The organism is Larkinella soli, assembly GCF_003703975.1.
GTDB classification, from domain to species: Bacteria; Bacteroidota; Bacteroidia; order Cytophagales; family Spirosomataceae; genus Larkinella; species Larkinella soli.
Genome location: NZ_QTJY01000004.1, coordinates 95,162 through 119,885 on the forward strand (window position 1 = coordinate 95,162; position 24,724 = coordinate 119,885).

A 24,724-nucleotide genomic window follows, 5' to 3' on the forward strand; every position below is an offset into this window, starting at 1 on the left:
AGCGAACAGGAAAACTTTTTGATCCTCAGCGGGATGAGGGGCCGGTCTTCACTTCCGCCCGGCCGTAGACGGCAACCGTCCGGGTTTCAGCTCGTCCCAGGTCCAGGCCACGGTCCGGCCGGCGGTTTCTTCCCGCACTTTTTTCACCTGCTCGGGAGTCACCGTGACCCAGTTGATGTAGCCCTCGCTCATCTGCGGGAAACTGCGCATACACAGGTCGAGTCGGAGGTAGTTCAGCACGGCCGCGATCCACTCGTCGGTGTTGGTGCCCATCGGCGGCATCTGGTCGGCGTAGGTATGCCCGTCGACCGGGCCTTTCAGCCCGTGCAGCATGATCTTGATAACTTCGTTCTTATTCTCGATCAGCTTGAACTTGCTGATGAGGGGAGGGGCCACCTTCGTCGGAAGACCCTGCCCCTCAGGCCCGTGGCAGGACGCACAGAGCGAATTAAAAATGGAGGCCCCTTCCAGCATCGATCGGCGGGTCGGCTCGGCCAGGGCCATGAGTTTGTAGCCATACCGGCGGGCTTCCTCGGTTTTCTGCAGGCTCGTCCGGATGCCCGTGAGCAGTTCGTCATCCGGGTGCTGGTCCAGAATTTTCCGGCTGAGAACCCCGGCTTCCGCTGATTTCGATAAGCTCAGCGACAGCAGCAGCTGGCCGAGTACATCGCGCCCGGCATCGTTGCCGATCCGCTGCAAAGCCGCCAGCACCCCGGCATCTCCCTTTTTCAAAAACGGCTCGCTGAGCCGGACGGCAGCCTTGCGGATGGGTACCTCCGGGTCGCCGAGCGCCGTCAGCAGGGTCGGTTTATCCAGCGCATCCAGCCCTTCCAGCGTCCATAAGGCATGGAGCCGGCCCAAAAGCGTCGCCTGAGCGGAGTCCTGGCCCAGCGCCTTCTTCCGCAGGGCCGGAACGACCGACCGGTCTCCCCGGACGATCAGTTCTTTCTGGGCATTATCCCGCCACCAGCCGTTCGGATGATCGAGGTAGGCCACCAGATCGCTGACCGCGTCCTCCGGCAGGTGCGGTTTGGGGCCGCGGGCCATTCCTTCGTAGACGAGCCGGTAGATGCGGCCGCGTTTGACGTTCCGGTGCAGCCCCTTCGTCATGATCTGGTCATACAGAAAGCTGCCCGGCTGCGCCCAGGTGGATTCCTGGATGATGCCCCGGTACATATCGACGATATACAGGCAGCCGTCCGGGCCGGTGTAGGTGTTGACGGGCCGGAAATTCATATCCGTCGAGCTGATGAACTCGTCCTCCCGGTAGACGTTGGAGAGGGTAATCCGCCCGTCGGTCTCGGTGAGATTGGCCCGCCGGATGAACCGGCCCACCGGCTCGCAGGCCAGATAGTCGCCATAGAGGCTTTTCGGCAGGCGGTCGCCCCGGAACACCGACTGCCCGGATACGGATGTAAAGCCGAACATCGTACTGTCCGGGCGCAGGGTGCGGGGGCCGCCGTTCACGTCCGGCGTTTTGATGCGGGGCCAGACTTTGCCGAACTCGGCATCCGTGGCCCCCGGCAGTTCCAACTGGCCGTATACCGGGTTGATCTGAAAACCGGTAGCCGCCGTGCCCGAAGCCGCCCGGCTAAAATAAAGCCGCCCATAGTCGTCGTGCGTCAGGCCCCACTGCCCGTTGGAGCCGCTCACGAGCGTATCGACGAGGAGTTTGCCCTGCCGGTATCGGAAGCGAACCGGGTCGGTGGTGACGTAAATCCAGTTGTCGAGATTCCAGTCGAGGCCGCTGCGCTGGTGTTCGACGTTGCCGTAGGCTTTCTTCGGATTTTGATACACCACCCGTTTGTGGTCGGCGCGGCCGTCGCCGTCGGTGTCCCGGTAGGCGTATATGTTATAGGAATTGGTTTCGTTAACGTAGACCTCCCTGCCGACGCAGAGCACCATGCGGGGCGACAGAAGATGGTCGATGAAGACGGTACTCTTATCCATCTTTCCATCGTCGTCGGTGTCTTCGAGCCGCATGATCCGGCTGCGGGGTTCATCCTGGCCCTGGGCGTCGACGGTCTGCATATAGGTTTCCAGCTGGGCTACATACATCCGGCCGTGGCCGTCCCAGGCGATGGCCGAGGGTTCCGAAATCATGGGTTCGCCGGCGACCAACTCCAGGCGGTATCCTTTGGGCAGACGGAACGACCGAAGCGATTGCTCCGGCGACTGCGGAACGGTAATGGGCGTCTGACTGACGGTGTGCGGGGTGTCGAAGGGATCTTCGTCGTTAAGGAAAAAAGGCGGCCGGGCGGCCATCCCCAGCAGGAGGAGGCCGCCCAGCAACCCGAAAAGCCGGTTATTCATAACTCAGCCCATACTGCTTCAGCACGTCATCCGGGACGCCTTTCCACTCGTTGGGCGTATTGCCGACATAGCCGATGTCGGCGATGCCTATTTTACTCGTATAAAACCCGGTCATGACCAGATTGCGCATATTGGTGAAAAAGGTCTCCCCCTGTTTCATGTCGGGGGTGGCCTTACCGGGATAGGCGATCAGTTCCACCAGTTCGATCTGCTGTTCTTTGGTCAGTTGGGCGAACGGCTTGCCGTAGCGGCTTACGCATTTGTTGTTGAGCCAGCGCAGGCCACCGCGCATGGGTGTCTGCATCCGCGGCTGGTCGACCATCATGAAGTCGATGAAGGCCGAAACGCCGGCCTGCGACGCGCTGCCCGAATGGGAATCGGCCGGGATGATGATGTCGCTCAGGATCGTGACGGTCTGCAGCTCGGCCGGGGTCAGAAACTTCTGGCCCATAAGCTGGGTGTCGCGTTCGGCTTCGAATTTCTGCCGTCCCGGCAGCAGCTTGACGGCCGGTTTCGGTTCGGGGGGTTCAGGAACGGCGGCCTCAACGGGTCCGACGGCCATGCCCAGCGACGTGAGCGACAGGGCTTTGAGGGTATCTCTACGTTTCATGGGCTTATATGTTTTTCCGTTTTACCTGGTCGATCAAATATTCGGATGTGCGCATGGACGAGGCCAGAATGGTCCAGGTCACGTTTTTATCGCCCTGCGACACGAACGGAGCCGCATCGACCACAAACAGGTTCTTGACGTCGTGGGCCTGCTGGAAGGAGTTCAGCGCCGATTTCGACGGGTCGCTGCCCATCCGCACCGTGCCGACCTCATGGATGATCCGACCGGGCGCGGCCAGACCGTAATTGGTCTCCGGACCGGGTTTGTTGCCCATCGGCATCCCGCCCAGCGCATGAATGATCTCTTCGAAGGTATCCTGCATGTGCTTGGCCTGCTTGATCTCGGCGTCGGACCATTTGTAATGGAACCGCAGCGTCGGAATCCCGTATTTATCGACCGTGTTGGGGTCGATCTCGCAGTAGTTGCTTTCCAGCGGCACCGGCTCGCCCCGCCCCGACATGCTGATGTAGGCGCCGTAGAACCGCCGGACGTCGTCTTTCAAAGCGGCTCCATAGCCGCCCGCCGGTTTCATCTTGCCGTCGCGGCCCGGCACCTTGCCGTTCAGGTTCTCGATACCGGAGCCGAAGCCATAGCCGGGCATACCCATGCCGCCCCCGTACTCGATGTGGTAGCCGCGTGGGAAGTCGAGTTTGGAGTTGTCGAGCCACCAGGGCGTAAAGACGTGCATCCCGCCGACCCCGTCCTCGTTGTAGCGTTTGCGGTCCATCAGCGACGGCACGAAGCCCGAGCGGGAAGCGCCCGTGGAGTCGTTCAGGTACTTGCCGACCACCCCGCTGGAGTTGGCCAGACCGTTGGGGAAGCGGGCCGACTTAGAGTTGAGCAACAGCCGGGCGGTCTCGCAGGTGCTGGGTGCGAGCACGACGGTTTTCGCCTGTACCGATACTTCCTGTAAAGTGATGGTATCGACGTAGGAAACGCCCGTGGCCAGCCCTGTCCGGGGGTCAGTCAGGACTTCCCGCACCATGGCGTTGTTTTTCAGCGTCAGGTTGCCGGTTTTGAGTGCCGGGATACAGAGGACGGAGGAAGACGAAAAGTCGGCGTAAGCCTGACAGCCCCGGTTACACTGGCGGCAGTAGAAACAGGCTCCGCGCTCGTTATTGATGGCTTTGGTCAGGATGGAAAGCCGCGACGGTATCACCGGGATACCGATGCTCTTTCCGGCTTTCTTCAGCATCAGTTCGTGCAGACGGGGTTTCGGGGGCGGCAGAAAGATACCGTCCGGCTCATTGGGCAGGTTCTCCACTGACCCGAATACGCCGATCAGCCGATCCACCCGGTCGTAATAGGGTTTCAGATCGTCGTAGGTGATGGGCCAGTCGTCGCCGACGCCGGTCAGCGAGCCGCGCCGGAAGTCGTCCGGCCCGAACCGCATCGAAATGCGGCCCCAGTGGTTGGTGCGGCCGCCGAGCATCCGCGACCGGAACCAGAAAAACTCCGTCCCGGATTTGGCCGAGTACGGTTCGCCTTCGATGTCCCAGCCGCCCCAGGCCGCGTCGAAATCCCCGCCGGGCCGGGTGGTACTGGCTCCGCGCCGGGGCGATTCATACGGCCATTTGAGCTGGGTGATGTATTTAGGGTCGGCCGGGTCGAAATAGCCGCCGGCTTCCAGCAGCAGCACTTTGGCGCCGGCTTTGGTCAGCATATAGGCGGCCATACCGCCCCCGGCTCCGGAACCGACAACGACCGCATCGTACACGATCGGGGCTTTTTTAATGTGAAAAGGGTCCATACGGGAAGGAATAGTGGGAGAAAAAGTCGGTCGGGAAAAATTGTGCTAAAAAATAGGATAATTATACAAGGATTAAAAGAAACCGGCCGGGATAAACTACTGCCTGTTATCTTTATGCGTTCCCGGAGGCAAACCGATTCCCATCCGATGGCCTTTTTCAAACCCTTTCGATTCATTGCCGGAAACCGTGAGACGCTGCTGTACGGCGTGGCGCTGGCCGTGCTGCTGTTCGTGCTGAAGTGGCTCGAACTGCGGCTGGTGATCGTTAATCACGCCTTCGAGATTTACATCGGCGCCATTGCGGTGCTTTTCACAGGACTCGGCATCTGGCTCGCCCTTCAGCTCGCCCGACCCAGGGTGCAGACCGTCGTCGTGGAGAAAGAGGTGTATGTCGGCGAGCCGAACGAATTTGTCTTCAACGAAACCGAGTTCCGGCGGCTGGGCCTGAGCCGGAGGGAGCTGGACGTACTGCTGGGGATGGCCGAGGGCCTGAGCAACCACGAAATCGGGGAGCGGCTGTTCGTTTCCGTCAATACCGTCAAGACGCATTCTTCCAATCTGTTCAGCAAACTGGACGTCCGGAGCCGGACCCAGGCCATCGACCGGGCCAAACGGCTGCGGCTGATTCCGTAAACCGCTCACCCGATCAGGTCATCCAACTGGGTCATCCAAACGGGTGAAAAACCGCTCAGAAGACCAAAATCACCCGAAAGAATGAGTCCTGAACGACGGCCGAACGTCAATTTTACCACCGTAAAAAAACAACTGAGCAAATTCTTATGAAAAGAAATGTATTGGTTTTCGGGCTGATTTCAGGGGCCATCCTGGCTACGTTTATGGTGGTGACCACGCTGATGTGTTACAAAAACGAAAATTTTGAAGACAACGCCGTTCTCGGCTACGGAGCCATGATCCTGGCGTTTTCGTTCATTTTTGTGGCGATCAAAAACTACCGCGACCGCTACAATTCGGGCGTCATTTCGTTTGGACAGGCCTTTAAGATCGGGCTATTCGTCACGCTGATCACCTCGACGATCTACGTCCTGATCTGGCTGATCGAATTTTACCTGTTCATCCCCGACTTCATGGACAAATACACGGCCCACGTGATGAGAGAACTCAGGGAGAGCGGGGCCGGCCCGGCCGAACTGGAATCGAAAGCCGCCGAAATGGCCAATTTCGGCGAAATGTATAAGAACCCGGTGCTGGTCGTCCTGTTCACCTACGCGGAAGTGTTTCCCATCGGGCTGGTCATCTCCCTGCTCTGTGCCCTGATCCTGAAGCGAAACTCCGGCGGCCAGGCCCAGCTGACCGGCTCCTGAAACCGGTGGGGCGGTTCTACGCCGATCCGGGCGGTTTTATCCCGACAAAATATATCTTTGTGAAGCACCGGTTGCTGCCTGAGGCCGTCTTCTTTACCGGTTTCAGGCAGCAACCGGTGTCTACTGGCCCCTCGGAGCCGATCCGACCGAACCCGAATGAACGTCATCATTTCCGAAACCAGCAAAGAACTGGGCGTGGCGGCCGGCCGGGCCGCCGGGCAGCTCATCCGTGAGGCCCTCGCCGAAAAAGGCACCGCTACCATTATTCTGGCCACCGGCACCAGCCAGTTCGAAACCCTGAACCAGTTGGTCGGTGAGGAAGGCATCGACTGGTCGAAGGTGACGATGTTCCACCTCGACGAATACATCGGCCTGCCGGAAACCCATCCTGCCAGCTTCCGTAAATACCTGAAGGAACGCTTCCTGACCCGCGTGCCTGCGCTGAAAGCCGCCTTCCTGATCAACGGCGAGGCTCCGCCCGAGGAGGAAACCGCCCGGCTGGGCGCACTGATCGGGGCTGAAACGGTGGACGTGGCACTGGTCGGCATCGGTGAGAACGGACACCTGGCCTTCAACGACCCGCCGGCCGATTTTGAAACCAGAAAGCCTTATCTGGTGGTGACACTCGACGAAGCCTGTCGCCGGCAGCAGCTGGGCGAGGGGTGGTTCGAAACGCTGGAAGCCGTTCCAACGCAGGCCGTCAGTATGTCCATCCAACAGATTCTGAAGTCGAGACATATCGTCTGCTCCGTTCCTGACGAACGCAAGGCGCAGGCGGTGAAGAACTGTCTTGAACTGCCCATCGGTCCCGATTTCCCGGCCGGTATCCTGCGGGAACATCCCAGCTGCACGCTGTATCTGGACCGACCGGCGGCCGGCCTGCTGGCGGAGGGCGCCGATCGCGCCGAATTTACCCGCTGACATGGCCGGTGTACTCATCACCGGAGCAACAGGCAACGTCGGGCTGGAAGTCATCCGGGCGCTGGAGCCGCTTCCGCATTCCTACCGCGTTCTGGCGGGTGTGCGGAATGTGGAAAAGGACAAAACCGCCCTGGCCGGCTACCGCGTCACTCCCGTTCCGTTCGACTTTACCGATAAAAGAACCTATTGGCAGGCGCTCGAAGGGAGCGACCTGCTTTTTTTATTGCGGCCCCCGCAGCTTTCCGATGTGAACAAATACTTCCGGCCCCTGATCGATCAGGCCGTTCGGGCCGGGGTGAAGCACATCGTTTTCTTGTCGGTGCAGGGAGTGGAGAGCAGTTCGGTTATCCCGCACCACAAGATCGAGAAGCTGATCGTTGCAAGTAAAATTCCGTATACCTTTCTGCGGCCGGCCTACTTCATGCAGAACTTCACGACCACCCTCCGCAACGATCTGGTGCAGAACCGGCTGATATTTCTCCCCGCCGGGTCGGCCAAGTTCACATTGGTCGATGTGGAGGACATCGGAAAGGTAGCGGCCCAGGTCATTCGGAACCCCGCAGCCCATGCGAACCGGGCTTACGATCTGACCTGTTATGAAAAACTCGGCTTTCCGGAAATGGCCGACCGCCTGAGCCGCGGGCTGGGCACGACGATCCGGTATGAATCGCCCAACCTGCTGAAGTTCTTTCTCCGGAAACGGCGGGAGGGCATCGCTCCGGCCTTTATTCTGGTCATGATCCTGCTGCACTTTCTGCCCCGTTTTCAGAAAGAACCCGTCATTACCGACTGGATCGAGAAAATTACCGGCGAAAAGCCCCGCGGCTTCGATCTGTTCATTCAGGAAAACAAAGCCCGGCTGCTGTAGTGGTTTTTGGGATACCGTTGGCGGTATTTCGCTTTTCCTGTTTACTTTTGGAATGATTCCTACAACCCTATAAAAATGATGATTAAGAGAACGTTACTTGCCCTGACCGTCTCCCTGGTGGGGGGGCTGTCGGCACAGGCCCAGCGGATCGGCTCCACGCCGGAATACGTAACCGCCCTGACGTCCAACTGGAAAGGCGAGCGCCTGTCCGACGGCCGGCCCAAAGTACCGGACCTGGTGTTGGAGCGGCTGCAGAACTGCACGCTGGAGCAGATCTGGGGTTATCTCAGCAACCGGGGTTACCGCAACCAGGTCGAAAAGAACTGGATCATTCTCAAACCCGGTGAAACCATGACCGGCCGCGTCGTGACGGCGCAGTTCATGCCGACCCGCCCTGACCTCGACAGCCTCGTGCGGGCGCAGGGAAAAGCCGAAGGCCGCTCCCAGAAAGGCGGCATCAACATCTGGCCGATCGACATCCTGACCAAAGGAGATATCTACGTGGCCGACGGCTTCGGCAAGATCAAGGACGGCACGCTGATCGGCTCCAGTCTCGGCAACGCCATTTACGGCAAAACCGGCAAGGGCGTTATCTTTTACGGCTCGGTTCGGGATATGCAGGAACTGAAAGATACCAAAGGCTTCAACGCCTGGGTGAAGGGCCACGACCCGTCTTACATCAAGGACATGACGCCGACGTCCATCAACGCCCCCATCCGCGTCGGGGAGGTAACGGTGTTCCCGGGGGATGTGGTGTTTGCCAATGAGTATGGGGTGGTTTTTATTCCGTCGCATCTGGTCGAAGGGCTGGTGTCGGCTTCGGAAATGACCGCCCTGCGCGACGAATTCGAGCGGGTGCTCCTCCAGCAGGCCAAATACCCCTCCGGCGAAATCCACGGCGACTGGTCGAACAAGATCAAGGACGAATTCCGCGCCTGGCTGAGCAAATACCCCAAAAAACTGGCCATCACCCAGAAAGACGTAGAGGCTTATCTGGCGAAGTAGTGTCTGAAAAGTTGATACTATATAAACAGCGGGTGCCCCTCACAAGGGGCGCCCGCTGTTTATAAGATATTGACATGAAGTCTCGTATACTTCTTGATTCTTTTAAAGTCCGACCGATTATAAGTGTGTAGAACTTCACAGTCCAGACTTTCGGCAATGGCTGTATGAATGCAATCGTTGATGTGTTTAAAACCTACTTTTCGGCAAGTTCCAGAGCTCTTGAAAGCTGAGAGGGAATCACTGGAACGACATGGAGACTTTGGTAAAAATCAAGCTCCTGTCTAATTCGTTTATTTGGCACATGAAACCGGGCAAGCCCATACCCTACCTCCGTAATTACTAAGGTTGAAACAACGAATCTTCTGCTTTTCAACGCTTCCTGAATAAGGTCAGTCGCCTGTCTGTGTTTTAAGATTTCCTGTTCCGCAACGCAGTTAAATAAGACATCTGAATCGAAATACTCCACATTTTACAGATTTAGATCACCTACCAGAGAATTAAAATCAGGTCCCTTTGGTAACCGAATTGAAGAGAATTTCTTTTTATGCTCTAAAAATCTCCTGACCTCGTCATTTTCAGGATTTCCGGTTTTATTTTCGGATTGAACGATGATTGTTAACTCCTCATCATCCTGGAACTGTTTTCGGATGGAGTTGATCAAACGGTCGTTCATTTCCCGCGCCTTCATGTGAAAGGTCGTTTGCATAGCCTATATTTATCAAAAAACTTAAATCCGCCCAAGCTGGTTTTTGGTTATGCAAATATAGTGTTTCCAATCAGAAGGGAGATCATATTATTACCGAAAAAACCCGACTTGAAACAAGTCGGGTTTCTCATTTAAGGCCCTCGGCGCTTAGGAAGCGACCGGATTTTCCTGCGGGAAGGCCGTTGCAGTGGCGGCTTTCCGCCAGGCTTCCAGATCACGGTGGAGGGCGGTGTCTTTCACCTCCACCATATCATAGGCATCCTGGCCCAGAAACAGATGGACCGGCGGCTGGGGCGCTTCGGCCACCTGAATCAGCACCTCGGCGGCTTTTTCGGGGTCTCCCGGCTGGTTGCCGTTGATGGCGGTCTGGTGCTGGTGCTGAATGGCCCGGACCTCTTCGTATTCGGCCATCTGGCGAGCCGAAACGGTCAATGAGCCTTCCTCCAGAAATTGGGTTCGGAAATAACCGGGATAAACCACCGTGGCCCGGACGCCGAACGGCCCGGCTTCGGCCGCCAGTGATTCGGTCAGGCCGACCACGGCAAACTTGGTGGCGCAATAGCTGCCCCAGCCCGGAAAACCGGCGAAATAGCCGCCGATGGAAGCGATGTTGAAGAGGTGGCCGGACCGCCGGGTACGCAGGTGCGGCATCACGTGCCGGATGACATTGACCAGCCCGAAGACGTTGACGTCGAAGTTTTTCCGAATCTCCTCGTCCGACATTTCCTCCAGCGTGCCGACCTGCCCGTAGCCCGCGTTGTTGACCACGACGTCGATCGTGCCGAAATGCCGGAGGGTTTCCGCTACGGCGTCCCGAACGCTGCCTTCATCAACCAGATCGACCTGAAGCGGCAGAAAGCCGGACGTCGGCCCGCCGGTTTCACGGATCAGGGCTTCCCGGTTTCGGGAGGTGGCGGCTACCCGGTACCCGGCCGCCAGCAGTTTGGTAACGAGGGTCAGTCCCAGCCCTTTCGAGGCACCGGTGACCAGCCATACTTTTTTGTTTTCCATAGTCAGATTGATTAATGGGACAAAAGTAGAGGGCCGGTCGTGAGCGACAGGTGCAGAAATCAAACCGATAATTGCAAAATTCAAACAGCCTCCAGATTGCGGTAGGAGCGGGGCGTTAGCTGGACGTTCTTTTTGAAAAAATTGATGAAATGCGCGGCCTCCTCGAATCCCAGGCACCAGGCAATCTCACTGACGTTCCAGTCGGTATGCCGCAGCAGCGTCCGGGCCTCCTGCGTCACCCGTTCGGCAATGATCTGCGAGGTGGTTTTGCCGGTCGTTTCCTTCAACGCCCGGTTGAGGTGGTTGACGTGGACCGCCAGTTGGGAAGCAAAATCGGTCGGGGCGCGGAACACCACCTGCCGGCGGGGCGACTCGATCGGAAACTGCCGCTCCAGCAATTCCATAAACAGAGAGGAAATCCGCGTAGCCGCATTGGCGGCATGGTACAGGGAGGTGGCCGCCGGTTGCAGCTTCAGGGCGGTATGCACCAGTTCGAACACCAGCGTCCTCAGCACATCATACTTGTAGGCAAACTCCGAGTCGATCTCCTCCAGCATCCGTTCAAACAGGCGCCCGACGTGCCCGGCCTGGACGTCGGTCAGCAGAAAAACCGGGGTGCCGCCGGGCTGAAAGACCGGGTAGTCCTTCAGGGCACCGAACTGATCGAAAAAGGCGGACGTGAAGATGCAGAAATAGCCGGTCTGCTCCTCCTGAAGCGGTTCCCAGGCGTAAGGGATGTGGGGATTGGCAAACAGCAGACCCTGCCGGTCGATCTCGACAACCTTGTCGGCATAGTGCATCCGGTTTCGGCCGACGAGAAAGCTGATTTTAAAGAAATCCTTGCGGCTATAGGGAATCGGCCGGGCGTTACACCCCACAAAATCATCGATCCTGAATACATTGAAATGCCCGATCTCCTTTTTCAGGTTGTCGGGCATCCAGTTCAGTTTATGCTGATAGAAGTCTTCCAGCCGTTCGGTTCTCTCCATGCCGTAAAGGTACAAAAATCAAACGGAAGCCGGCACACGTCAAAACCGTTTCGGTTTGAAAAAAGAAGCCATCCGGCCCGGCCGACCTTAGTCGCTCCGGGCCGGATGGCTTCTTTTCGGATCAATATCGCTTAGTGGAAGCCCTGATGCTCCAGAAAGCGGATATCTTCTGCGCTGCGGGCATGGACACCAATCACAATGCCGCCCTCTTTGATGCCTCGTTCATAAGCCTCGGCGTGCTCTTTGGGAATACCGGAACCGACCAGCGCCCCAATCAAACCACCCGTCAGACCGCCGGCACCGGCACCCGCCAGGGCCGCTGCGACCGGACCTGCCACGACCAAGCCGAGACCCGGAATTACTAAACTGGTGCCGATGGCGGCAATGGCCGAAGCGATGGCACCGACCGTACCTCCGATGGCTGAACCGACGCCGGCTTTTTCCATGGCTTTGTTACCCAGATCCGTGTCCTCCCCGGCCTCGTGCCGGTCGGCAAAGTTTCGGTCCCGCGTGTCGTTCGACATGACCAGGTTGATATCCTTGTCGGAAAAACCATGCTGAACCAGAGAATTGTAAGCCTGTTCGGCGCTGTTGCGGTCGTTGAAAATCGCCGTCATCATCCGGTCCGACTGGCTGGTCGAGATCGTTTCTCCCGTGGTGTGTCCTGTGTAATCTGCCATATTCTATTTCACTTTAAGGTTTATAATTTTACCCTTTCTATGGAAGGGTAACATAGTATGAACCGGCCGGAGGGGGCAATGTTCAGGAGAAAGGCAGAAACAGGTATTAAAAAATCACGAAAAAAAATCTGACGGCAATAATATACGTTTAACGCAGCCGTAGGCCCCGGTTTCTTACTTCGCCAGCCGCTGATCGAGGGAGAAACGACCGGCTCCGGAAATCAGCAGCGACGCGGCCGATGTCAGCACCAGCAGATGGTATTCGAAGCCTTCACCCGGTTTGTCGCCGTCCCAGTTCATGAAAAAGCCGTGTTCCAGGTGGGAGGTCAGGATAATGCCGATGAACAGCAGTCCGACCAGGACCGATACGACCCGCGTTCCCAACCCCAGCAGCAGGAAGAAGGGCGACAGCAGTTCGATGGCGATGATGCCCAGCCCCAGCAGATAAGGCAGATGGACCGTGTCCGTAAAAAAGCCCATGGTACCTTCGAAGCCGTAGCCGCCAAACCAGCCGAACGCCTTTTGGGCGCCGTGCGGAAACAGGATGAAGGCCAGCATGATGCGGACGAGCAGGGGTGCGGTCTGGTTGTCGGTCGCTACGATCCAGCGCAGCGGAAAAGGAGGATGTTCCTCCGTGACGGTCAATGTTTTCATACAGATGTGCGTGGTTTTAAATCGGTTCGGTCGGGTTTGTCCCGCCGTTTCGGATGCAAAACTACCGTCGCTTCCCGGCCCGGGACGATGAAGTAGGTTAAGAAAAACGGTTGAAATAGTTCAAGATTCCGGCCTTCGATCCGGTATTAATGAAAAGCTAACGCTTCCTTAAGAAAATCCTGAGCGGGCCGGGATTTGGGTTTAGATAGCGCCTTTCTATGGAGGCCCCAGTGTCTTTCAGTTGGAGGGTCGCCCCGGCCGCCCTGTTCGGACAGGGGCTCATGGGCATGCTGCTCGGGCTTCCGGGCGTACTCTTCGCTTCCCCGCTCCCTGCGGTTCCGATGGTTATCGTTGAAGAACTTTATGTGAAAGACCGGCTGGAAAAAAGCCGTCGTTAAGAAAATTCTAAGTGGGTTCTAAGCCGATTTTAAAGGTCGGTATTCAAGTTTGCGACGTAGTAATTCCTTAAATCTCAACGCCTATGAAAACGATGATTCTTGCCGCAGCCCTGCTGCTGACGGCCGGCCTGGTTCAGGCCCAGAACGTAACGGTCGATGCCGACCGGAAGCTGAACGTCGATTTCAGCAAGTACAAAACCTACACCTGGGCTTCGCAGGTGGACAACCGGCTCGACCCCGGCTTTTACTTTCTAAACGACCTGACGCTGAAGAAGCGGATTCGGGACGCGGTCGGCTTTGCGCTCGACGGCCGGGGCTACAAGCTGACCCGGCAATCGCCCGACCTGCTGGTCAACTTCCGGGTTTTCGAGAAACCGACGACCATCAAAGGCTTTACGGGCTACGGAACCACTTATTTCGGCGTCGGGGAGGTGCGCGAGCCGGAAGACGTGACGACCTTCGACGTCAAGGCCGGTTCGATCATCCTGAACCTGGTCGATACTAAAACCGGGCAGGTCGTCTGGCGGGGATTGGCATCCGGCCTCACCAATGCCAACGGTTTCGACCGGGATGAGAACCGGATCAGACAGGCCGTCAACCTGATTTTTGAAAAGTATCCCTACCGCGCCGATAACCTGTAGGCGGCCGGTGAGAGAACAAAAGGCGACCCATGGGCCATGGGTCGCCTTTTATTTTTTAGTTCTCGGAAAAGAACCAAAACCGACAGTTCATTCGGCGGTACCGACAAATCAGCCGGTGAATCGGGCAGTTAGCGGGGGCTTGGGTTGAGACGGCCCGTAGCGGGAACTACTTTTGCTTCGAAACAACCACACGCCTATGAAACGTCTTCTGCCCCTGCTGGGTCTGGCTCTGCTGAGCGCCTGCGATCCCTCGGAAGTCAAATCCACCTGTTATGCCTGCGAAGTCTATACCACCGATGCCGGGACGGGCGGACGGCTGACGAAAGAATTCTGCAACAAAGCGGACATGGAGCGCTATGTCGAAGAGATGAAAGCCAAACCCGGAACGGCGCTGGTTTCGTGCCGGAACAAATAAAGCGGACTTCGGTCCGCTTTATTTGTTTACATGGCCCGCTGCCGGGCCTGAATCAAAAGCACCATCAGGCCAGGGCCTGCTCAACGGCGGCTTTCGCGTCGTGATAGGTGCTTTTGACCGAATCGGCGGCCGAGTTAACCACGTTGCGGGCCGAACGGCCGGCGGCTTTGGCTTTGCTCCGGTAACGGCGGCCGTTGAAGTCGGAGAATGCGCCGTTGCCGTTCCGGCGGCCGTTGCCGCTGCGGGAGACCAGCCATAATCCGGCGAAAGCAACGGCCGCCAGGCCAAAGGTCAGGGCGTTGGTCCGGGCCTGACTCCGGCGCTCCTGTTCGGCTTCCTCCGGCGTCTTCATCAGATTTCGGGCGCTCTGCGTCACCATCGGGTCGGGAAACAGGTGGGCGGCAGCCGCCATCACTTTGGTTTTCATTCCGGCCGCCACCTTGTCCTTACCGCTCATCAGGGCGTCATAGCCGGCTTTGGCGACCTCGGCCGGGCTCATCGAGTGGGCCTGCTGCTGGGCTACGGTATGAGTGGCGCCGGCCTTGTTGAAGAAGTCGGTATCGGTGGCGGGCGGCATCAGCACCGTCACCGTCACATCGGTGTCCTTCAGTTCATTGCGCAGCGCTTCCGAGAACGAATAGACAAACGCCTTGGTCGCCCCATAAACGGCCATCAGGGGATTGGGCATCACGGAGGCAATCGACCCCAGCATGAGAATTCTGCCCTCGTTGCGCTGCACCATGTCTTTCAGGTACAGCTTCGTCAGGCTGACCAGCGAGCCGATGTTGAGCTGGATGATGCTCAATTCCTTCTGCAGGTCGGACTCGGTCGCGAACAGGCCGTACTCTCCGACACCCGCGTTATTGACCAGCACGTCGACGGTCAGGCCCTGCCGGGCGGTTTCCTGATAAATTTCTTCGGGGGCTTTGGGGTCGGTCAGGTCTTTGCAGATTACCGTGGTCCGGATGCCGAACTCCTGTTCAAACTCCCGGGCCACCTGTTGCAGGCCTTCTTCATTCCGGGCGACCATAACCAAATGGCAGCCGTCCTGAGCAAACAGTCTGGCGAGTTCCCGGCCGATGCCGCTGGTGGCACCCGTGACCAGAACCGTTTGGGCGGATTGATTTTTCATGCTGAAACGAAATGTTTTGTTCTTCTCAGCTAACCGTGAATTTGCCAAAGGGTTACGTTTTATTATTTGCGACCGCCTTATTTCCGTCCTTCCGCTCTCCGGGAAACCGGCGCTCCCCGGCACCGGGACGAGCCGCAGGCTAAGTCCGGCAACCCTTTTCTTTCTTTCTCGTTTTAAGCATACCGGTCCGGGCCGTTTCTGGTGCCGACGGCCGGAAAGTTTTTGTAAAACGCTTACCAATAAACGCATAAGGCCATGCCAAGAGGAGATAAGTCGGCTTATACGGACAAGCAGAAGCGCCAGGCCGAACACATCGAGGAGAGTTACGAAGAACGGGGCCTACCCGAGGAAGAAGCTGAACGCCGGGCCTGGGCCACGGTCAACAAAACGTCGGGAGGTGGTAAAAAAAGCGGGTCCGGCCGTGGCCGCTCCGAAAACCGGGAGCCGGCGCACCGGGGCGGCAAGAAGGGGGGAGAGGCTTCGGCCTCCCGCACGCCCGAAGAACGGTCGGCTTCGGCGAAGAAAGCCGCGGCTACCCGGAAAAAAAATGCCGAAAGCAAGAAGTAACGCCCTTCCGGAAAGCGGTAACCAACCGCCCGGAAAACCGGCAAGCCCGACCGCAAGGCCGGGCTTTTTGGCTTGGCGTCAAATTCTAATACCGCTCCTGCGTTGCTGGGCACTTCTTATATTCAAAATTTTACATTTCCGTAAAATCCGGATTGGGCCGATTTGGGGTATATACCCAAAATGGGTCATATGGCAAGAAAAACCTTTTATGTGATCATTCGTCAGGATGATCGGGAAGGCGGTGTGTTATACCTGGAGGGAGTCAAAGCAGCGCAGGAGTGGGTGACGACGGACCGGATGCAGGCAGCGCGGTTCTCCACGGAACGGGAAGCCAGAATTTATCTCAGAAAAATAATTTCCCGCAAGCCGTACCAGATTCAGAAGGTACAGCTGTAAGGCGCACCGAACCCGTCGGCTTTTCCGGGAGTCTCGTGTTACAGTCTCTGGGGCCAAATTGTTCAGGGCCGGCAACAGCCTTTTCCAGGCTGTTGCCGGCCCTGAACAATTTGCGATGTGCCGGTGGCCGGGAGCGGCTACACCAGTGCTTTCCGGGCTTCGCGGTCGGGGTCGTTGACCAGCATCGAAGTGTCGTCCAGCACCATCGTTTCGCCGTTCTTAACAGAATATGGTTTCCAGTTCGGCAGGCCGCCCCCGTTCGGATTGCCGGTTTTCACGAAATTGAGGAACGACTTCGCCATCTTTTCCGACAAGGCCCGGGGCCGTTTCCCGCCCCCGGTATGGGTCAGCATGAGGTCGGTATTGTAGAACCAGAAGCAAATGTCGTCACAGTGGAAGGCCCGCATCCGGTTGTCGAACAGGGGCGGCTGCCAGCCGAACCAGGCCACATAGACGGGCGCTTTCCGCTGGTTGGCCTTTGCGTCGGCCGCGGCCACGGCATTTTTCCGGTTGGACATGATCAACGCCCAGATTTCGATCGGACGGGCTTTCGGGAAGTTTTTCACATAAGCCTCTACAATCTCGCCGGACTTGTCGCCGAAGCGGGGTTTGAGCTTCTCCTTTACCTCAGTCAGGGAAATCTTTTCCAGGGCGGCATCCGTCCGGCTGGGACTGAACTCGTGGAAAGTGGAGCAGATTATCATGGGAATATCGGCCGAAAAGTGGCTTGCATCGGTAAAAAATAGGCCTTCCTTCAGCGTCGCGCCATCGGCAACGGGTGAATAACCGCCCCGCGTGAGGTTGAGCCGTTTGGCTTCATCCGCCGTCTTCTCGACCGCCCGGTTGGCAATGTCGATGTACTCCCGCCAGGGGATTTGCTGCAGTTTTTCAATCTCGCCGGGTTTCAGGCCCGCTTCCTCCATTACCTTCAGGCCCAGTTTTTCGGCATATTCCTTATTGACCCCGCTCAGCGAGCTGCCGCTCAAGGCCACCGCCTTGTGGAACAGCCCTTTCGCCGAGGGCATATTCATGAGCGTAGTCACTTTGGCGCCACCGCCCGATTGCCCGATGATGGTCACGTTATTCGGATCACCGCCGAAGTTGGCGATGTTGTTTCTGACCCATTCGAGGGCCGCCACCATGTCCAGATTGCCGACATTCCCGGAAGCCGGATGCCCGCCGGCGGCTTTCAGATGGGTGTAACCGAGCGGTCCGAGCCGGTGATTGAGCGAACAGAAGACGATGTTGCCCAGCCGGGACAGGTTTTCACCGTGATAGCCGTCCTGCTCGATGCCGTTTCCGTTGGTAAAGCCGCCCCCGTGCAGCCAGACCACGACCGGGCGTTTTTGCGAATCGAGGGCGGGCGTCCAGACGTTCAGTTTCAGACAGTCTTCCGAAACGTCGTCATAATTCCAGTGATCGACGAAAGAGGCATACGGGTTCGCATACCGCTTCTCCATGATCTGTGGGGCCGAATTACCCCACCAGAGGGCCGGCCGGACATCGGACCAGGGCGTCGGTTTCTGCGGGGGCATGAACCGGTTCTTACCCGAGGTATCGGCCCCATAGGGGATGCCTAAAAACTGATGGATGCCCCGAAGCACAAACCCCCTGACTTTCCCGTATTCCGTGTTGGCCACTGCAATGTTGTCGCCCACAAACAAAACCTGCTCGTCGGCGGCCGGCTTGACGACTTTCGGCGGTTTTGAACCGGAAGCGATAGTTTCGTGAGCCAGGCTTATCCCGGCCATGCTCACGCCGAGGGATTGTAAAAAATTCCGTCTTGAAGGTATCATCCTACCATTTAAGTTAAGGGTTGAAGAAAAGAGCATTCCGGGCTACCGGCGGAAAGCGTCCGCCTTTCCGCCGGTCTGAGACGGAAAGTGCAACAATTTATCGAAAAAGTACTTACCGATTAGCACCACTGCCAAGGAAATCGCTCAGCGAACCGACGGCCGGTTACTCCGTTGCACCTCCGTGGGTGAAGGGCTGCCGGCCGGTGAAGCGGTGGCTCTTTCATAATCATCCAGGCATTTGTCCAGCGGTTTGCCCTGGATATGAATACAATCGCAGAATTGACGGCAGGCCTCCGGATTCTTACTATTGCTGCACTGGCTATTACAGTCCGACAGGGTATTACGGGGCATTATGGAGTAGACGTTGGTAAGAACCAGTACAAGAAGAATGATGGTGGTGGTCACCCCCGCAAAAAAAGCAACCGGAAACTTCTTGTCCGGGACTGGCGGCTTTGAAGTGGTCTCCGCAACGGGAGCCTGGTGGAAGGGAAGAATGTATTTCAGCTTGTCGTAATCCCAGCAGAGGAGGTAGAGATTCGCCAGGACCATCAGGGGCGAAGAAAGGAGGGAGCCTTCAAAACGCACGGACAGCGACAGGAGGCAGATATTCAGGATGATCGGGAAGTAGAGAACCGCCCCCAGCGTTGCCGTAGGGGGAATAAGCAGAAGGACGGCCGACATCATCTGCAGGACGCCGATGAATGTATAATAATAGCCGGTATGAAACAGGGCTTCAAGATAATGGCCCATGGGGTGGTTGACGGACAGTGAAGTAAACCGCTCCCCCAGGATCTTCACGAAACCCGACGGTAAAAACCCGGCCGCCAGCGCTACCCGGTTAAAGCGGGCAAAATAACGCAGCCACCGGTTTTGTTTTGCCCGGAAATGCAGCCGGTCGAGGGTGGCGACCAGATCGATCATATTTCAGTAATCATTCCTTTTGGGACACGATGCTTTCCTGCCGTTGGGCCGACGCGGTTCGGCCCTTACCGGAACCCGAAGAACAGCGGGAATAAAAAGGCGACCACTCCGCTCCAGAGGCTGTATACCGGCAGGAAAAAGGCCATCGACCGGCCTACCAGCGCGAGGTCGCTTTTCCGGGTCAGCGCGCTCAGAAGCCGCATGCTCATATAGATCAGGTGGCTCAGCATCAGCACGTTGGCGCCCAGCACCGCGGCCCGGTTGGGAGTCAGCCCCCATTCCGTAATCCTGAACAGGACGGCGGACAGGGCAATCCCGTTCACCAGTAAGGTCACCAGCGACAGCAGGAAAAGGATGAGAATCTGCGCCGAATTTTTGCCGGCCGGGGAAGTGTTTTCGGCCAGGGAGAAGAAGATCAGGGCCATGACACCGACCAGCAGGGCATTGAAGAGCAGGAGAAATTCGCGGTCATGATACGGGTCCTTTCCCGAGAAAAGGGTAGCGACCAGATAGACCACCAGCACCACCAGCGCCACCGGGCTGAACAGATTCGCAATGACCGGCGACACTTTACTGACCAGGGTCGGCTGGACCTGAATGAGAAACGTTCCGACGATGGGGACGGCGGCCAGCCCGCATACCACCACATTATTGAAATAGAAGTCCTGAATGTGCCACCCGATCAGCTCGAACAGGCCGATGGTCAGCCCTGTCGTGAGGCCGCCGGCGATAAGAAGGAGGGCGGTCATGACGGCCAGCTCACCGTTGTAGCGCAGAAAACCCAGCCAGTTCACCCTGGCTTTCAGATTCCCTCCCCCAAACGTGAAGCCCAGCAGAGACCACAGCCATAGAGGCAGATGAATACAGGACAGGATCAGCGTATCGCCGGGTTTGCCCTGGGGTAACGAGTTGATAAACCCGACGGCGACCAGGATGAAGACCGACAGCCAGGCAACGGTTTTCTTCGGAATCTGATTTTTCCAGCCGAAGTAGGCGATCAGAATGGGAAAAACGATGAAGCCGACGTTTCGCGTATAAAAAAACTCCTTGTTCAGAGAGAGCAGTTCCGGCAGTTTAGCCAGAAAGGCGGCCAGCAGCGACGCGGCCACGACAAAAACCCGCTCCCGGGGCGTGCCCCAGAACAGGTCTTCCTGACCGAAGTTGAGCCGCTCGTTCCATCCTTCGGCCAGCGGGTTGTTTCGCAGCTGGGGATACAGGTCGTTGAAGGCCGTTCTGAAGGTCGGCCGGTTGCCCCGGTACAGCTTTTCCAGTTGCCGGGGGTTGTCCATGTTTAACAGGATCTCGTCGCGCATATTGAGCATTGAAATGTCTGAAAGTACTTTGTGTTTCAAAGTTAGAAATGTTTTCAATTGTGCAACCGATACAAGCTAAAAAATTTTGGAATATGATCAGGCGGACGACTGGGTTAATCCGGAGTGATTTCGAACAAAGCGGACGACCGCCGTATTGCTTCCTTGGGTAAACTGTTAAATTTAACTCCGCTTACGGGATTCCGGATCTTGATTGCAATGCGGAGCAGAAAAAACCATCAGGAAAAACTCGTCCTTATTCTCAGCTTTCCGGTTCAGCAAAGAGGACGGTATGGTCTTTTGTGCTTGTTTCGCGGCTTTATTGCGCTGGCTTTTATCCTGAACGGTCCTGCTTTACGGGGTCAAAGCGAACCGATCCCCGGCAATCCGGAATACCGGATTACCCGGCGGATGCTTTCCATCGAGAACGGGCTGGCTTCTCACGAGGTGTTTTGCGGGGTGCAGGATCGTGCAGGGTTTTTGTGGTTCGGCACCCGCAACGGCCTGAACCGATATGATGGGAAACAGTGCATGCTTTTTACCCGGCAACGGCATAAACTACAGGATAACAAGGTGGTGCAGTTGGCGAAGGACGACGCCAATCACCTGTTTATACAATACGGCAGCACGGGGTTCCAGCTCACCACCAACGGAAAAGTGGATGTGATGGATGCCACGACGCACGAAATAAAAACACTCACGGCGGCTTTTCCGAACCTGCCGTTTAAAGAGCAGGATGTTTACTGGATCGCCAATGATGGGACGGAGGAAGTCAGTTTTTTAACGTCCTTTCCGTTCCGGTACTGGAGATATTCGGCCGGAAAGGGGTTTCGCCTTCGCTATGAAATGAAGGGCTGGACGCCGTTGGATACGGTGATGAATCACCGCGTGACGGGCCCCGTCTGTACCTTCGGTAACGGCAAGGCATTACTGAAAATAACCAATCAGGCTCCGCAGTACCTGATCACCGCCGATACGGTTTCTGCCTTCACTCAAAAGGATGTCTTGCGGTCGTTACCCATCGGGTTTACCCGGGATAACCACCTGCTGATCACCTACAATACCAAAATGGACGCGGATCATTTTGCGGTTGGAAGGGTTACCCGAAACGGCCGGCCTGAAACCGTTACCGATCTCCGGAAATATAACGTGGACGCAGTAAAAGGCCGCTACTGGTACCAGATTGTAACCTCTACGCATGGTCTTGCTTCCGTTTTGTACATCAGTACGGATGCGCTATACCTGTGGAATGAAAATTCGTTCCTGACAGTGCTTTCCCGACCAGATCTGAAGGGGTTCGAGAATCTGTTTATTTACAAACTTTTTCCGGACAATCTGGGCAACCTCTGGCTTTGTACTTCGCTCGGGGTGTTTCAGCTGACCGTCGAAAGGAATCGGTTTGAACCCTATTTCTCTTCGAACCGGCAAACGATTCAGCCCAATAGTCAGGCCCGGGGAATCTATGCGGAAACATCCGGCCCGGTTGTCGCCAACCTATGGAGCCATACGTTCAGCCGGCAGGGCAAAACCATGCAGGCCGTCGCCGATGAGGAGATCAAGTATGCGGTTGTCAAACACCGGTCGGCGTTGTACGTCGGTGGTAACAATCTGTTTCGGTATGACGAAATAAAAAATACCATCACCAAACAGCCGGGCGGGCAGGGTTCTGAAATATGGTCGATGTTTTCGCTGAATGACAGCCTGTTGCTTCTGGGCAGAACCACCGGTCTTTCCCTCTTTCACTCCGGTACCGGTCAGTTTGCCCCCATTTCCATTGCGACACCCAATACGCCCGGGCCTAAATTTGTGTACCGTTTTTTCAAGGATCGAACCGGCATCGTCTGGGCGGTGGCCGAGAACGGGCTGTATAAACTGGTCGCCGGCCGGTACCCGACTTCCGGCCATTCCAGGTGGTCGGTGGTGAAAGTGCAGTCCGCTTTTCTGAACGGGCTGAATTTGCTGGATGCCTGTCAGGATACCAACGGGGTTTTCTGGCTGGCGACCAATGGCGAAGGACTCTACCGTTGGGACCCCAAAACCGGCTTGTCCCGGCAATTCAATATCCCGGAGGGCTTTCCTTCCGATGTTTTGTACCGGATTGAACCCGACGAATTCGACCATCTCTGGATCAGTTCCGATTACGGCCTGATTCGCTTTCACCGGAGAACGTTTCAGGTGAACACGTACACCACCGTCGACGGCATTTCGCACAATGAGTTCAACCGGACTTCGTCCTTCAAAGGCCCGGATGGCCGGCTGTTTTTCGGCGGAATCGACGGGGTAAATGCCTTTTATCCCCGCGACTTCGAGGCCGACACCAACACGCTTCAGGTGCCGTTGAGCATCATTGCCTTTAACCAGTTCGTCGGTTCTCAAAACCGGCTGGTCAACAAAACGGCGGAGCTGCTCACCACCTCCCGGATTACGCTGACGCCCGACGATAAATTCTTTACGCTTGAGTTTCAATTGCTGGATTTTACCAATGAGGAAGGGCATCGGTACGCCTATCAAATCGAAGGCGTCGATAAAGACTGGATTTATATCGGCGAAAATTCCATTCGTATCAGCGGCCTGCCATACGGAACCTTTACGCTGCGTATCAAAGGCCAGAACGGGCGGGGTGGATGGAGTAAACGTGAAATACGTTTACCGGTAACCGTTTTAAAGCCTTTTTATATTCAATGGTGGTTCATTACGCTAACCGCCCTGCTGTTTCTTCTAACCGTTTACTTCATCGTACGTTTCAGAATCAGACAGTTAGCCGCCGATAAACGCAAACTGGAGCAGACGGTCAGCGAGCGGACGGCCCAGTTGAAACAATCCCTCTCGGAGCAGTCGGTACTGCTGCTGGAAAAGGATGTACTAATGAAGGAAATTCACCACCGGGTCAAGAATAACCTACAGGTTATTTCGAGCCTGCTGGAGCTGCAAAGCAAGGGATTAAGTGATGAAAAGGCCCGGGATGCCTTGCGGGAGGGCCAGAATCGGGTGCGAAGCATCGCGCTGATTCACCAGAATCTGTATCAGTTTGAAAACCTCAGTACGATCGATCTGAAACGGTTTGTCGGCGACCTGTGCCGACAGGTGCAGAGCGTATTTCAAAGACAACATACGGTAGCCGTCCGGATTACCGTACCGGAGTTGCCTCTGGATATTGATTCGGCCGTTCCGCTGGGATTGATTCTGAACGAATTACTGTCCAACTCCTTCAAGTATGCTTTTGCCGATAGGACCGGCGGTGAAATAAGGCTGGAAATACGCGCCCTGACCAACGGGACCTTCCAATTGATGTATTCCGATAACGGACCGGGTCTGCCGGCCGATTTTGATCCGGTCAGGGCCACAACGCTCGGTCTGCAACTGGTCAACGACCTGAGCCGGCAAATTGGAGGCCGTGTGCAGTATGCCACCCGGAACGGGGCGGTCTTCACCATTCCGTTTACGAATCGAGAAACGCGCAAAAACGAAGATTAAAACTCATGGCTGTTCTGAAAATAGGGATCGTAGAAGATGAACTGGTAATTGCCCGAACCATTTCGCATACCCTCGAAGAATTAGGCTACTCGCCCTGCGGCCCGGCCATCAACTATACCGAAGCGCTGGAATTGCTCGAACTTGACAAACCGGATTTACTCCTGCTCGACATCCAGTTAGCAGGCCGCAAAGACGGCATCGACGTTGCCCGGAAGCTGAACCAGGTTCACCCGATACCGTTTATCTTTTTAACCGCCAACAGCGATCCCGAAACCATCGACCGGGCTAAAACGGTAAAACCGCATGCATACATCGTCAAGCCTTTTACCAAAGAGGAGCTGTATGCCGCCATCGAAATTGCGTTCAGTAATTTCACGGAAAGGCGGATGAAGGGGATACCGGCACCGGGAGTATCCCCTCCCGCAAGAAGTTTTGTGTTTGTGAAGGAGGGATACGTCTTCCGAAAAGTATTTTTCAATGAGTTGCTCTTTCTGGAAAGCGACGCCAATTATGTGACCCTGCATCTGAAGTCGCATCGGAAAATCATGGTGCGTTCCACCATCCAGGATTTTATGGAGCAGCTGGACCCCGCTCTGTTCCTTCGCATCCACCGTAGTTATTCCGTCAACCTAAGCCTTATCGACGATATCTTCCCGACGGAGATTGCCGTACAGGGTTCGAAAATTCCCATTGGTAAATCCTACCGGGAAGATCTTCATAAAGCACTTGGCATTAAGGATTCCTGATTGAATCCCGTCATTCAAGGAAGAGAAATGCGGGCCGGCCGGCGGGGCCATGCCGTCAACCGTCGATTCCTCCCCAAGTTCCCGTCATCCGTCCCTTCC

Annotated in this window: 25 protein-coding genes; 12 read left to right on the top strand and 13 right to left on the bottom strand. The window is 56.5% G+C overall.

Annotated elements, in window-relative coordinates; all coding sequences use genetic code 11:
• Nucleotides 1-48 precede the first annotated feature (48 nt).
• From DX909_RS12055 to DX909_RS12065, 3 genes are read right to left on the bottom strand one after another with little or no spacing between them, the layout of a single operon-like run.
• Nucleotides 49-2,313, bottom strand: a complete 2,265-nt coding sequence (locus DX909_RS12055) for a DUF7133 domain-containing protein (protein ID WP_128545436.1) — start codon at nt 2,311-2,313, stop codon at nt 49-51.
• Nucleotides 2,306-2,923, bottom strand: a complete 618-nt coding sequence (locus tag DX909_RS12060; RefSeq protein WP_128545437.1) for a gluconate 2-dehydrogenase subunit 3 family protein — start codon at nt 2,921-2,923, stop codon at nt 2,306-2,308. Before DX909_RS12060 ends, DX909_RS12055 begins: the two co-directional genes overlap by 8 nt.
• A 4-nt stretch (nt 2,924-2,927) precedes the next feature.
• On the bottom strand, nt 2,928-4,673 hold the full coding sequence (locus DX909_RS12065) for a GMC oxidoreductase (protein WP_128545438.1): 1,746 nt from the start codon (nt 4,671-4,673) through the stop codon (nt 2,928-2,930).
• Nucleotides 4,674-4,820: 147 nt separating this feature from the next.
• On the opposite strand from DX909_RS12065, the gene DX909_RS12070 reads away from it, so the two are divergent.
• From DX909_RS12070 to DX909_RS12090, 5 genes are all read left to right on the top strand, one after another.
• Complete coding sequence (locus DX909_RS12070) at nt 4,821-5,306, top strand: helix-turn-helix transcriptional regulator (RefSeq protein WP_128545439.1); 486 nt, start codon at nt 4,821-4,823, stop codon at nt 5,304-5,306.
• 146 nt (nt 5,307-5,452) lie between these two features.
• Nucleotides 5,453-5,995 (top strand): DUF4199 domain-containing protein, encoded by a 543-nt coding sequence (locus DX909_RS12075; RefSeq protein WP_128545440.1) that lies wholly within the window; start codon nt 5,453-5,455, stop codon nt 5,993-5,995.
• 156 nt (nt 5,996-6,151) lie between these two features.
• Nucleotides 6,152-6,916: a glucosamine-6-phosphate deaminase gene (locus tag DX909_RS12080; protein ID WP_128545441.1), complete on the top strand. Its 765-nt coding sequence runs from the start codon at nt 6,152-6,154 to the stop codon at nt 6,914-6,916.
• 1 nt (nt 6,917) lies between these two features.
• The gene (locus tag DX909_RS12085; protein WP_128545442.1) at nt 6,918-7,784 is read left to right on the top strand and encodes an NmrA family NAD(P)-binding protein; all 867 of its coding nucleotides are present in this window, start codon (nt 6,918-6,920) and stop codon (nt 7,782-7,784) included.
• 78 nt (nt 7,785-7,862) lie between these two features.
• Entirely contained in the window at nt 7,863-8,789 is a 927-nt protein-coding gene (locus tag DX909_RS12090) for an RraA family protein (RefSeq protein WP_128545737.1), read from the top strand.
• Between the two features lie 193 nt (nt 8,790-8,982).
• On the opposite strand, the gene DX909_RS30090 is transcribed toward DX909_RS12090, so the two are convergent.
• The 6 genes from DX909_RS30090 to DX909_RS12120 form a co-directional block, all read right to left on the bottom strand.
• Nucleotides 8,983-9,255, bottom strand: a complete 273-nt coding sequence (locus tag DX909_RS30090; protein ID WP_128545443.1) for a PIN domain-containing protein — start codon at nt 9,253-9,255, stop codon at nt 8,983-8,985.
• 3 nt (nt 9,256-9,258) lie between these two features.
• Complete coding sequence (locus DX909_RS12100; RefSeq protein ID WP_128545444.1) at nt 9,259-9,495, bottom strand: hypothetical protein; 237 nt, start codon at nt 9,493-9,495, stop codon at nt 9,259-9,261.
• Between the two features lie 147 nt (nt 9,496-9,642).
• Nucleotides 9,643-10,506 (bottom strand): oxidoreductase, encoded by an 864-nt coding sequence (locus DX909_RS12105; protein ID WP_128545445.1) that lies wholly within the window; start codon nt 10,504-10,506, stop codon nt 9,643-9,645.
• A gap of 80 nt (nt 10,507-10,586) precedes the next feature.
• Complete coding sequence (locus DX909_RS12110) at nt 10,587-11,495, bottom strand: helix-turn-helix domain-containing protein (protein WP_128545446.1); 909 nt, start codon at nt 11,493-11,495, stop codon at nt 10,587-10,589.
• Between the two features lie 131 nt (nt 11,496-11,626).
• Complete coding sequence (locus tag DX909_RS12115; protein ID WP_164851271.1) at nt 11,627-12,175, bottom strand: hypothetical protein; 549 nt, start codon at nt 12,173-12,175, stop codon at nt 11,627-11,629.
• A gap of 174 nt (nt 12,176-12,349) precedes the next feature.
• Complete coding sequence (locus DX909_RS12120; RefSeq protein WP_128545447.1) at nt 12,350-12,829, bottom strand: DoxX family protein; 480 nt, start codon at nt 12,827-12,829, stop codon at nt 12,350-12,352.
• 230 nt (nt 12,830-13,059) lie between these two features.
• Here DX909_RS12120 and DX909_RS12125 point away from each other — a divergent pair, with 230 nt between their 5' ends.
• From DX909_RS12125 to DX909_RS12135, 3 genes are all read left to right on the top strand, one after another.
• Nucleotides 13,060-13,227, top strand: coding sequence for a hypothetical protein (locus DX909_RS12125; protein WP_229311026.1), 168 nt, complete (start codon nt 13,060-13,062; stop codon nt 13,225-13,227).
• 83 nt (nt 13,228-13,310) lie between these two features.
• The gene (locus tag DX909_RS12130) at nt 13,311-13,868 is read left to right on the top strand and encodes a DUF4136 domain-containing protein (protein ID WP_128545448.1); all 558 of its coding nucleotides are present in this window, start codon (nt 13,311-13,313) and stop codon (nt 13,866-13,868) included.
• Between the two features lie 196 nt (nt 13,869-14,064).
• The gene (locus DX909_RS12135; RefSeq protein WP_128545449.1) at nt 14,065-14,283 is read left to right on the top strand and encodes a hypothetical protein; all 219 of its coding nucleotides are present in this window, start codon (nt 14,065-14,067) and stop codon (nt 14,281-14,283) included.
• A 64-nt stretch (nt 14,284-14,347) separates the two neighbouring features.
• Here DX909_RS12135 and DX909_RS12140 read toward each other — a convergent pair whose 3' ends face one another.
• Complete coding sequence (locus DX909_RS12140; RefSeq protein WP_128545450.1) at nt 14,348-15,415, bottom strand: SDR family NAD(P)-dependent oxidoreductase; 1,068 nt, start codon at nt 15,413-15,415, stop codon at nt 14,348-14,350.
• A gap of 255 nt (nt 15,416-15,670) precedes the next feature.
• On the opposite strand from DX909_RS12140, the gene DX909_RS12145 reads away from it, so the two are divergent.
• Entirely contained in the window at nt 15,671-15,982 is a 312-nt protein-coding gene (locus DX909_RS12145) for a plasmid stabilization protein (RefSeq protein WP_128545451.1), read from the top strand.
• Between the two features lie 189 nt (nt 15,983-16,171).
• On the top strand, nt 16,172-16,378 hold the full coding sequence (locus DX909_RS12150; RefSeq protein WP_128545452.1) for a hypothetical protein: 207 nt from the start codon (nt 16,172-16,174) through the stop codon (nt 16,376-16,378).
• Nucleotides 16,379-16,515: 137 nt separating this feature from the next.
• Here DX909_RS12150 and DX909_RS12155 read toward each other — a convergent pair whose 3' ends face one another.
• The 3 genes from DX909_RS12155 to DX909_RS12165 all read right to left on the bottom strand — a co-directional run bounded on the left by DX909_RS12155 (nt 16,516) and on the right by DX909_RS12165 (nt 20,408).
• A complete protein-coding gene (locus DX909_RS12155) occupies nt 16,516-18,174 on the bottom strand; it encodes a carboxylesterase/lipase family protein (RefSeq protein ID WP_128545453.1) in 1,659 nt (552 codons plus the stop codon).
• Between the two features lie 144 nt (nt 18,175-18,318).
• Nucleotides 18,319-19,095 (bottom strand): DoxX family protein, encoded by a 777-nt coding sequence (locus tag DX909_RS12160; RefSeq protein ID WP_128545454.1) that lies wholly within the window; start codon nt 19,093-19,095, stop codon nt 18,319-18,321.
• Nucleotides 19,096-19,160: 65 nt separating this feature from the next.
• Entirely contained in the window at nt 19,161-20,408 is a 1,248-nt protein-coding gene (locus DX909_RS12165; protein WP_128545739.1) for a hypothetical protein, read from the bottom strand.
• Between the two features lie 408 nt (nt 20,409-20,816).
• Here DX909_RS12165 and DX909_RS12170 point away from each other — a divergent pair, with 408 nt between their 5' ends.
• Nucleotides 20,817-23,879 (top strand): histidine kinase dimerization/phosphoacceptor domain -containing protein, encoded by a 3,063-nt coding sequence (locus DX909_RS12170; RefSeq protein ID WP_164851272.1) that lies wholly within the window; start codon nt 20,817-20,819, stop codon nt 23,877-23,879.
• A gap of 5 nt (nt 23,880-23,884) precedes the next feature.
• Nucleotides 23,885-24,625, top strand: coding sequence for a LytR/AlgR family response regulator transcription factor (locus tag DX909_RS12175; protein WP_128545456.1), 741 nt, complete (start codon nt 23,885-23,887; stop codon nt 24,623-24,625).
• The last annotated feature ends 99 nt before the right edge of the window (nt 24,626-24,724 follow it).

Coding starts and splice junctions, on each gene's coding strand:
- DX909_RS12055 (WP_128545436.1), bottom strand. CDS start 2,313: ATGAATAACCGGCTTTTCGGGTTGCTGGGCGGCCTCCTCCTGCTGGGG.
- DX909_RS12060 (WP_128545437.1), bottom strand. CDS start 2,923: ATGAAACGTAGAGATACCCTCAAAGCCCTGTCGCTCACGTCGCTGGGC.
- DX909_RS12065 (WP_128545438.1), bottom strand. CDS start 4,673: ATGGACCCTTTTCACATTAAAAAAGCCCCGATCGTGTACGATGCGGTC.
- DX909_RS12070 (WP_128545439.1), top strand. CDS start 4,821: ATGGCCTTTTTCAAACCCTTTCGATTCATTGCCGGAAACCGTGAGACG.
- DX909_RS12075 (WP_128545440.1), top strand. CDS start 5,453: ATGAAAAGAAATGTATTGGTTTTCGGGCTGATTTCAGGGGCCATCCTG.
- DX909_RS12080 (WP_128545441.1), top strand. CDS start 6,152: ATGAACGTCATCATTTCCGAAACCAGCAAAGAACTGGGCGTGGCGGCC.
- DX909_RS12085 (WP_128545442.1), top strand. CDS start 6,918: ATGGCCGGTGTACTCATCACCGGAGCAACAGGCAACGTCGGGCTGGAA.
- DX909_RS12090 (WP_128545737.1), top strand. CDS start 7,863: ATGATTAAGAGAACGTTACTTGCCCTGACCGTCTCCCTGGTGGGGGGG.
- DX909_RS12100 (WP_128545444.1), bottom strand. CDS start 9,495: ATGCAAACGACCTTTCACATGAAGGCGCGGGAAATGAACGACCGTTTG.
- DX909_RS12105 (WP_128545445.1), bottom strand. CDS start 10,506: ATGGAAAACAAAAAAGTATGGCTGGTCACCGGTGCCTCGAAAGGGCTG.
- DX909_RS12110 (WP_128545446.1), bottom strand. CDS start 11,495: ATGGAGAGAACCGAACGGCTGGAAGACTTCTATCAGCATAAACTGAAC.
- DX909_RS12115 (WP_164851271.1), bottom strand. CDS start 12,175: ATGGCAGATTACACAGGACACACCACGGGAGAAACGATCTCGACCAGC.
- DX909_RS12120 (WP_128545447.1), bottom strand. CDS start 12,829: ATGAAAACATTGACCGTCACGGAGGAACATCCTCCTTTTCCGCTGCGC.
- DX909_RS12130 (WP_128545448.1), top strand. CDS start 13,311: ATGAAAACGATGATTCTTGCCGCAGCCCTGCTGCTGACGGCCGGCCTG.
- DX909_RS12135 (WP_128545449.1), top strand. CDS start 14,065: ATGAAACGTCTTCTGCCCCTGCTGGGTCTGGCTCTGCTGAGCGCCTGC.
- DX909_RS12140 (WP_128545450.1), bottom strand. CDS start 15,415: ATGAAAAATCAATCCGCCCAAACGGTTCTGGTCACGGGTGCCACCAGC.
- DX909_RS12145 (WP_128545451.1), top strand. CDS start 15,671: ATGCCAAGAGGAGATAAGTCGGCTTATACGGACAAGCAGAAGCGCCAG.
- DX909_RS12150 (WP_128545452.1), top strand. CDS start 16,172: ATGGCAAGAAAAACCTTTTATGTGATCATTCGTCAGGATGATCGGGAA.
- DX909_RS12155 (WP_128545453.1), bottom strand. CDS start 18,174: ATGATACCTTCAAGACGGAATTTTTTACAATCCCTCGGCGTGAGCATG.
- DX909_RS12160 (WP_128545454.1), bottom strand. CDS start 19,095: ATGATCGATCTGGTCGCCACCCTCGACCGGCTGCATTTCCGGGCAAAA.
- DX909_RS12165 (WP_128545739.1), bottom strand. CDS start 20,408: ATGCGCGACGAGATCCTGTTAAACATGGACAACCCCCGGCAACTGGAA.
- DX909_RS12170 (WP_164851272.1), top strand. CDS start 20,817: ATGCTTTCCATCGAGAACGGGCTGGCTTCTCACGAGGTGTTTTGCGGG.
- DX909_RS12175 (WP_128545456.1), top strand. CDS start 23,885: ATGGCTGTTCTGAAAATAGGGATCGTAGAAGATGAACTGGTAATTGCC.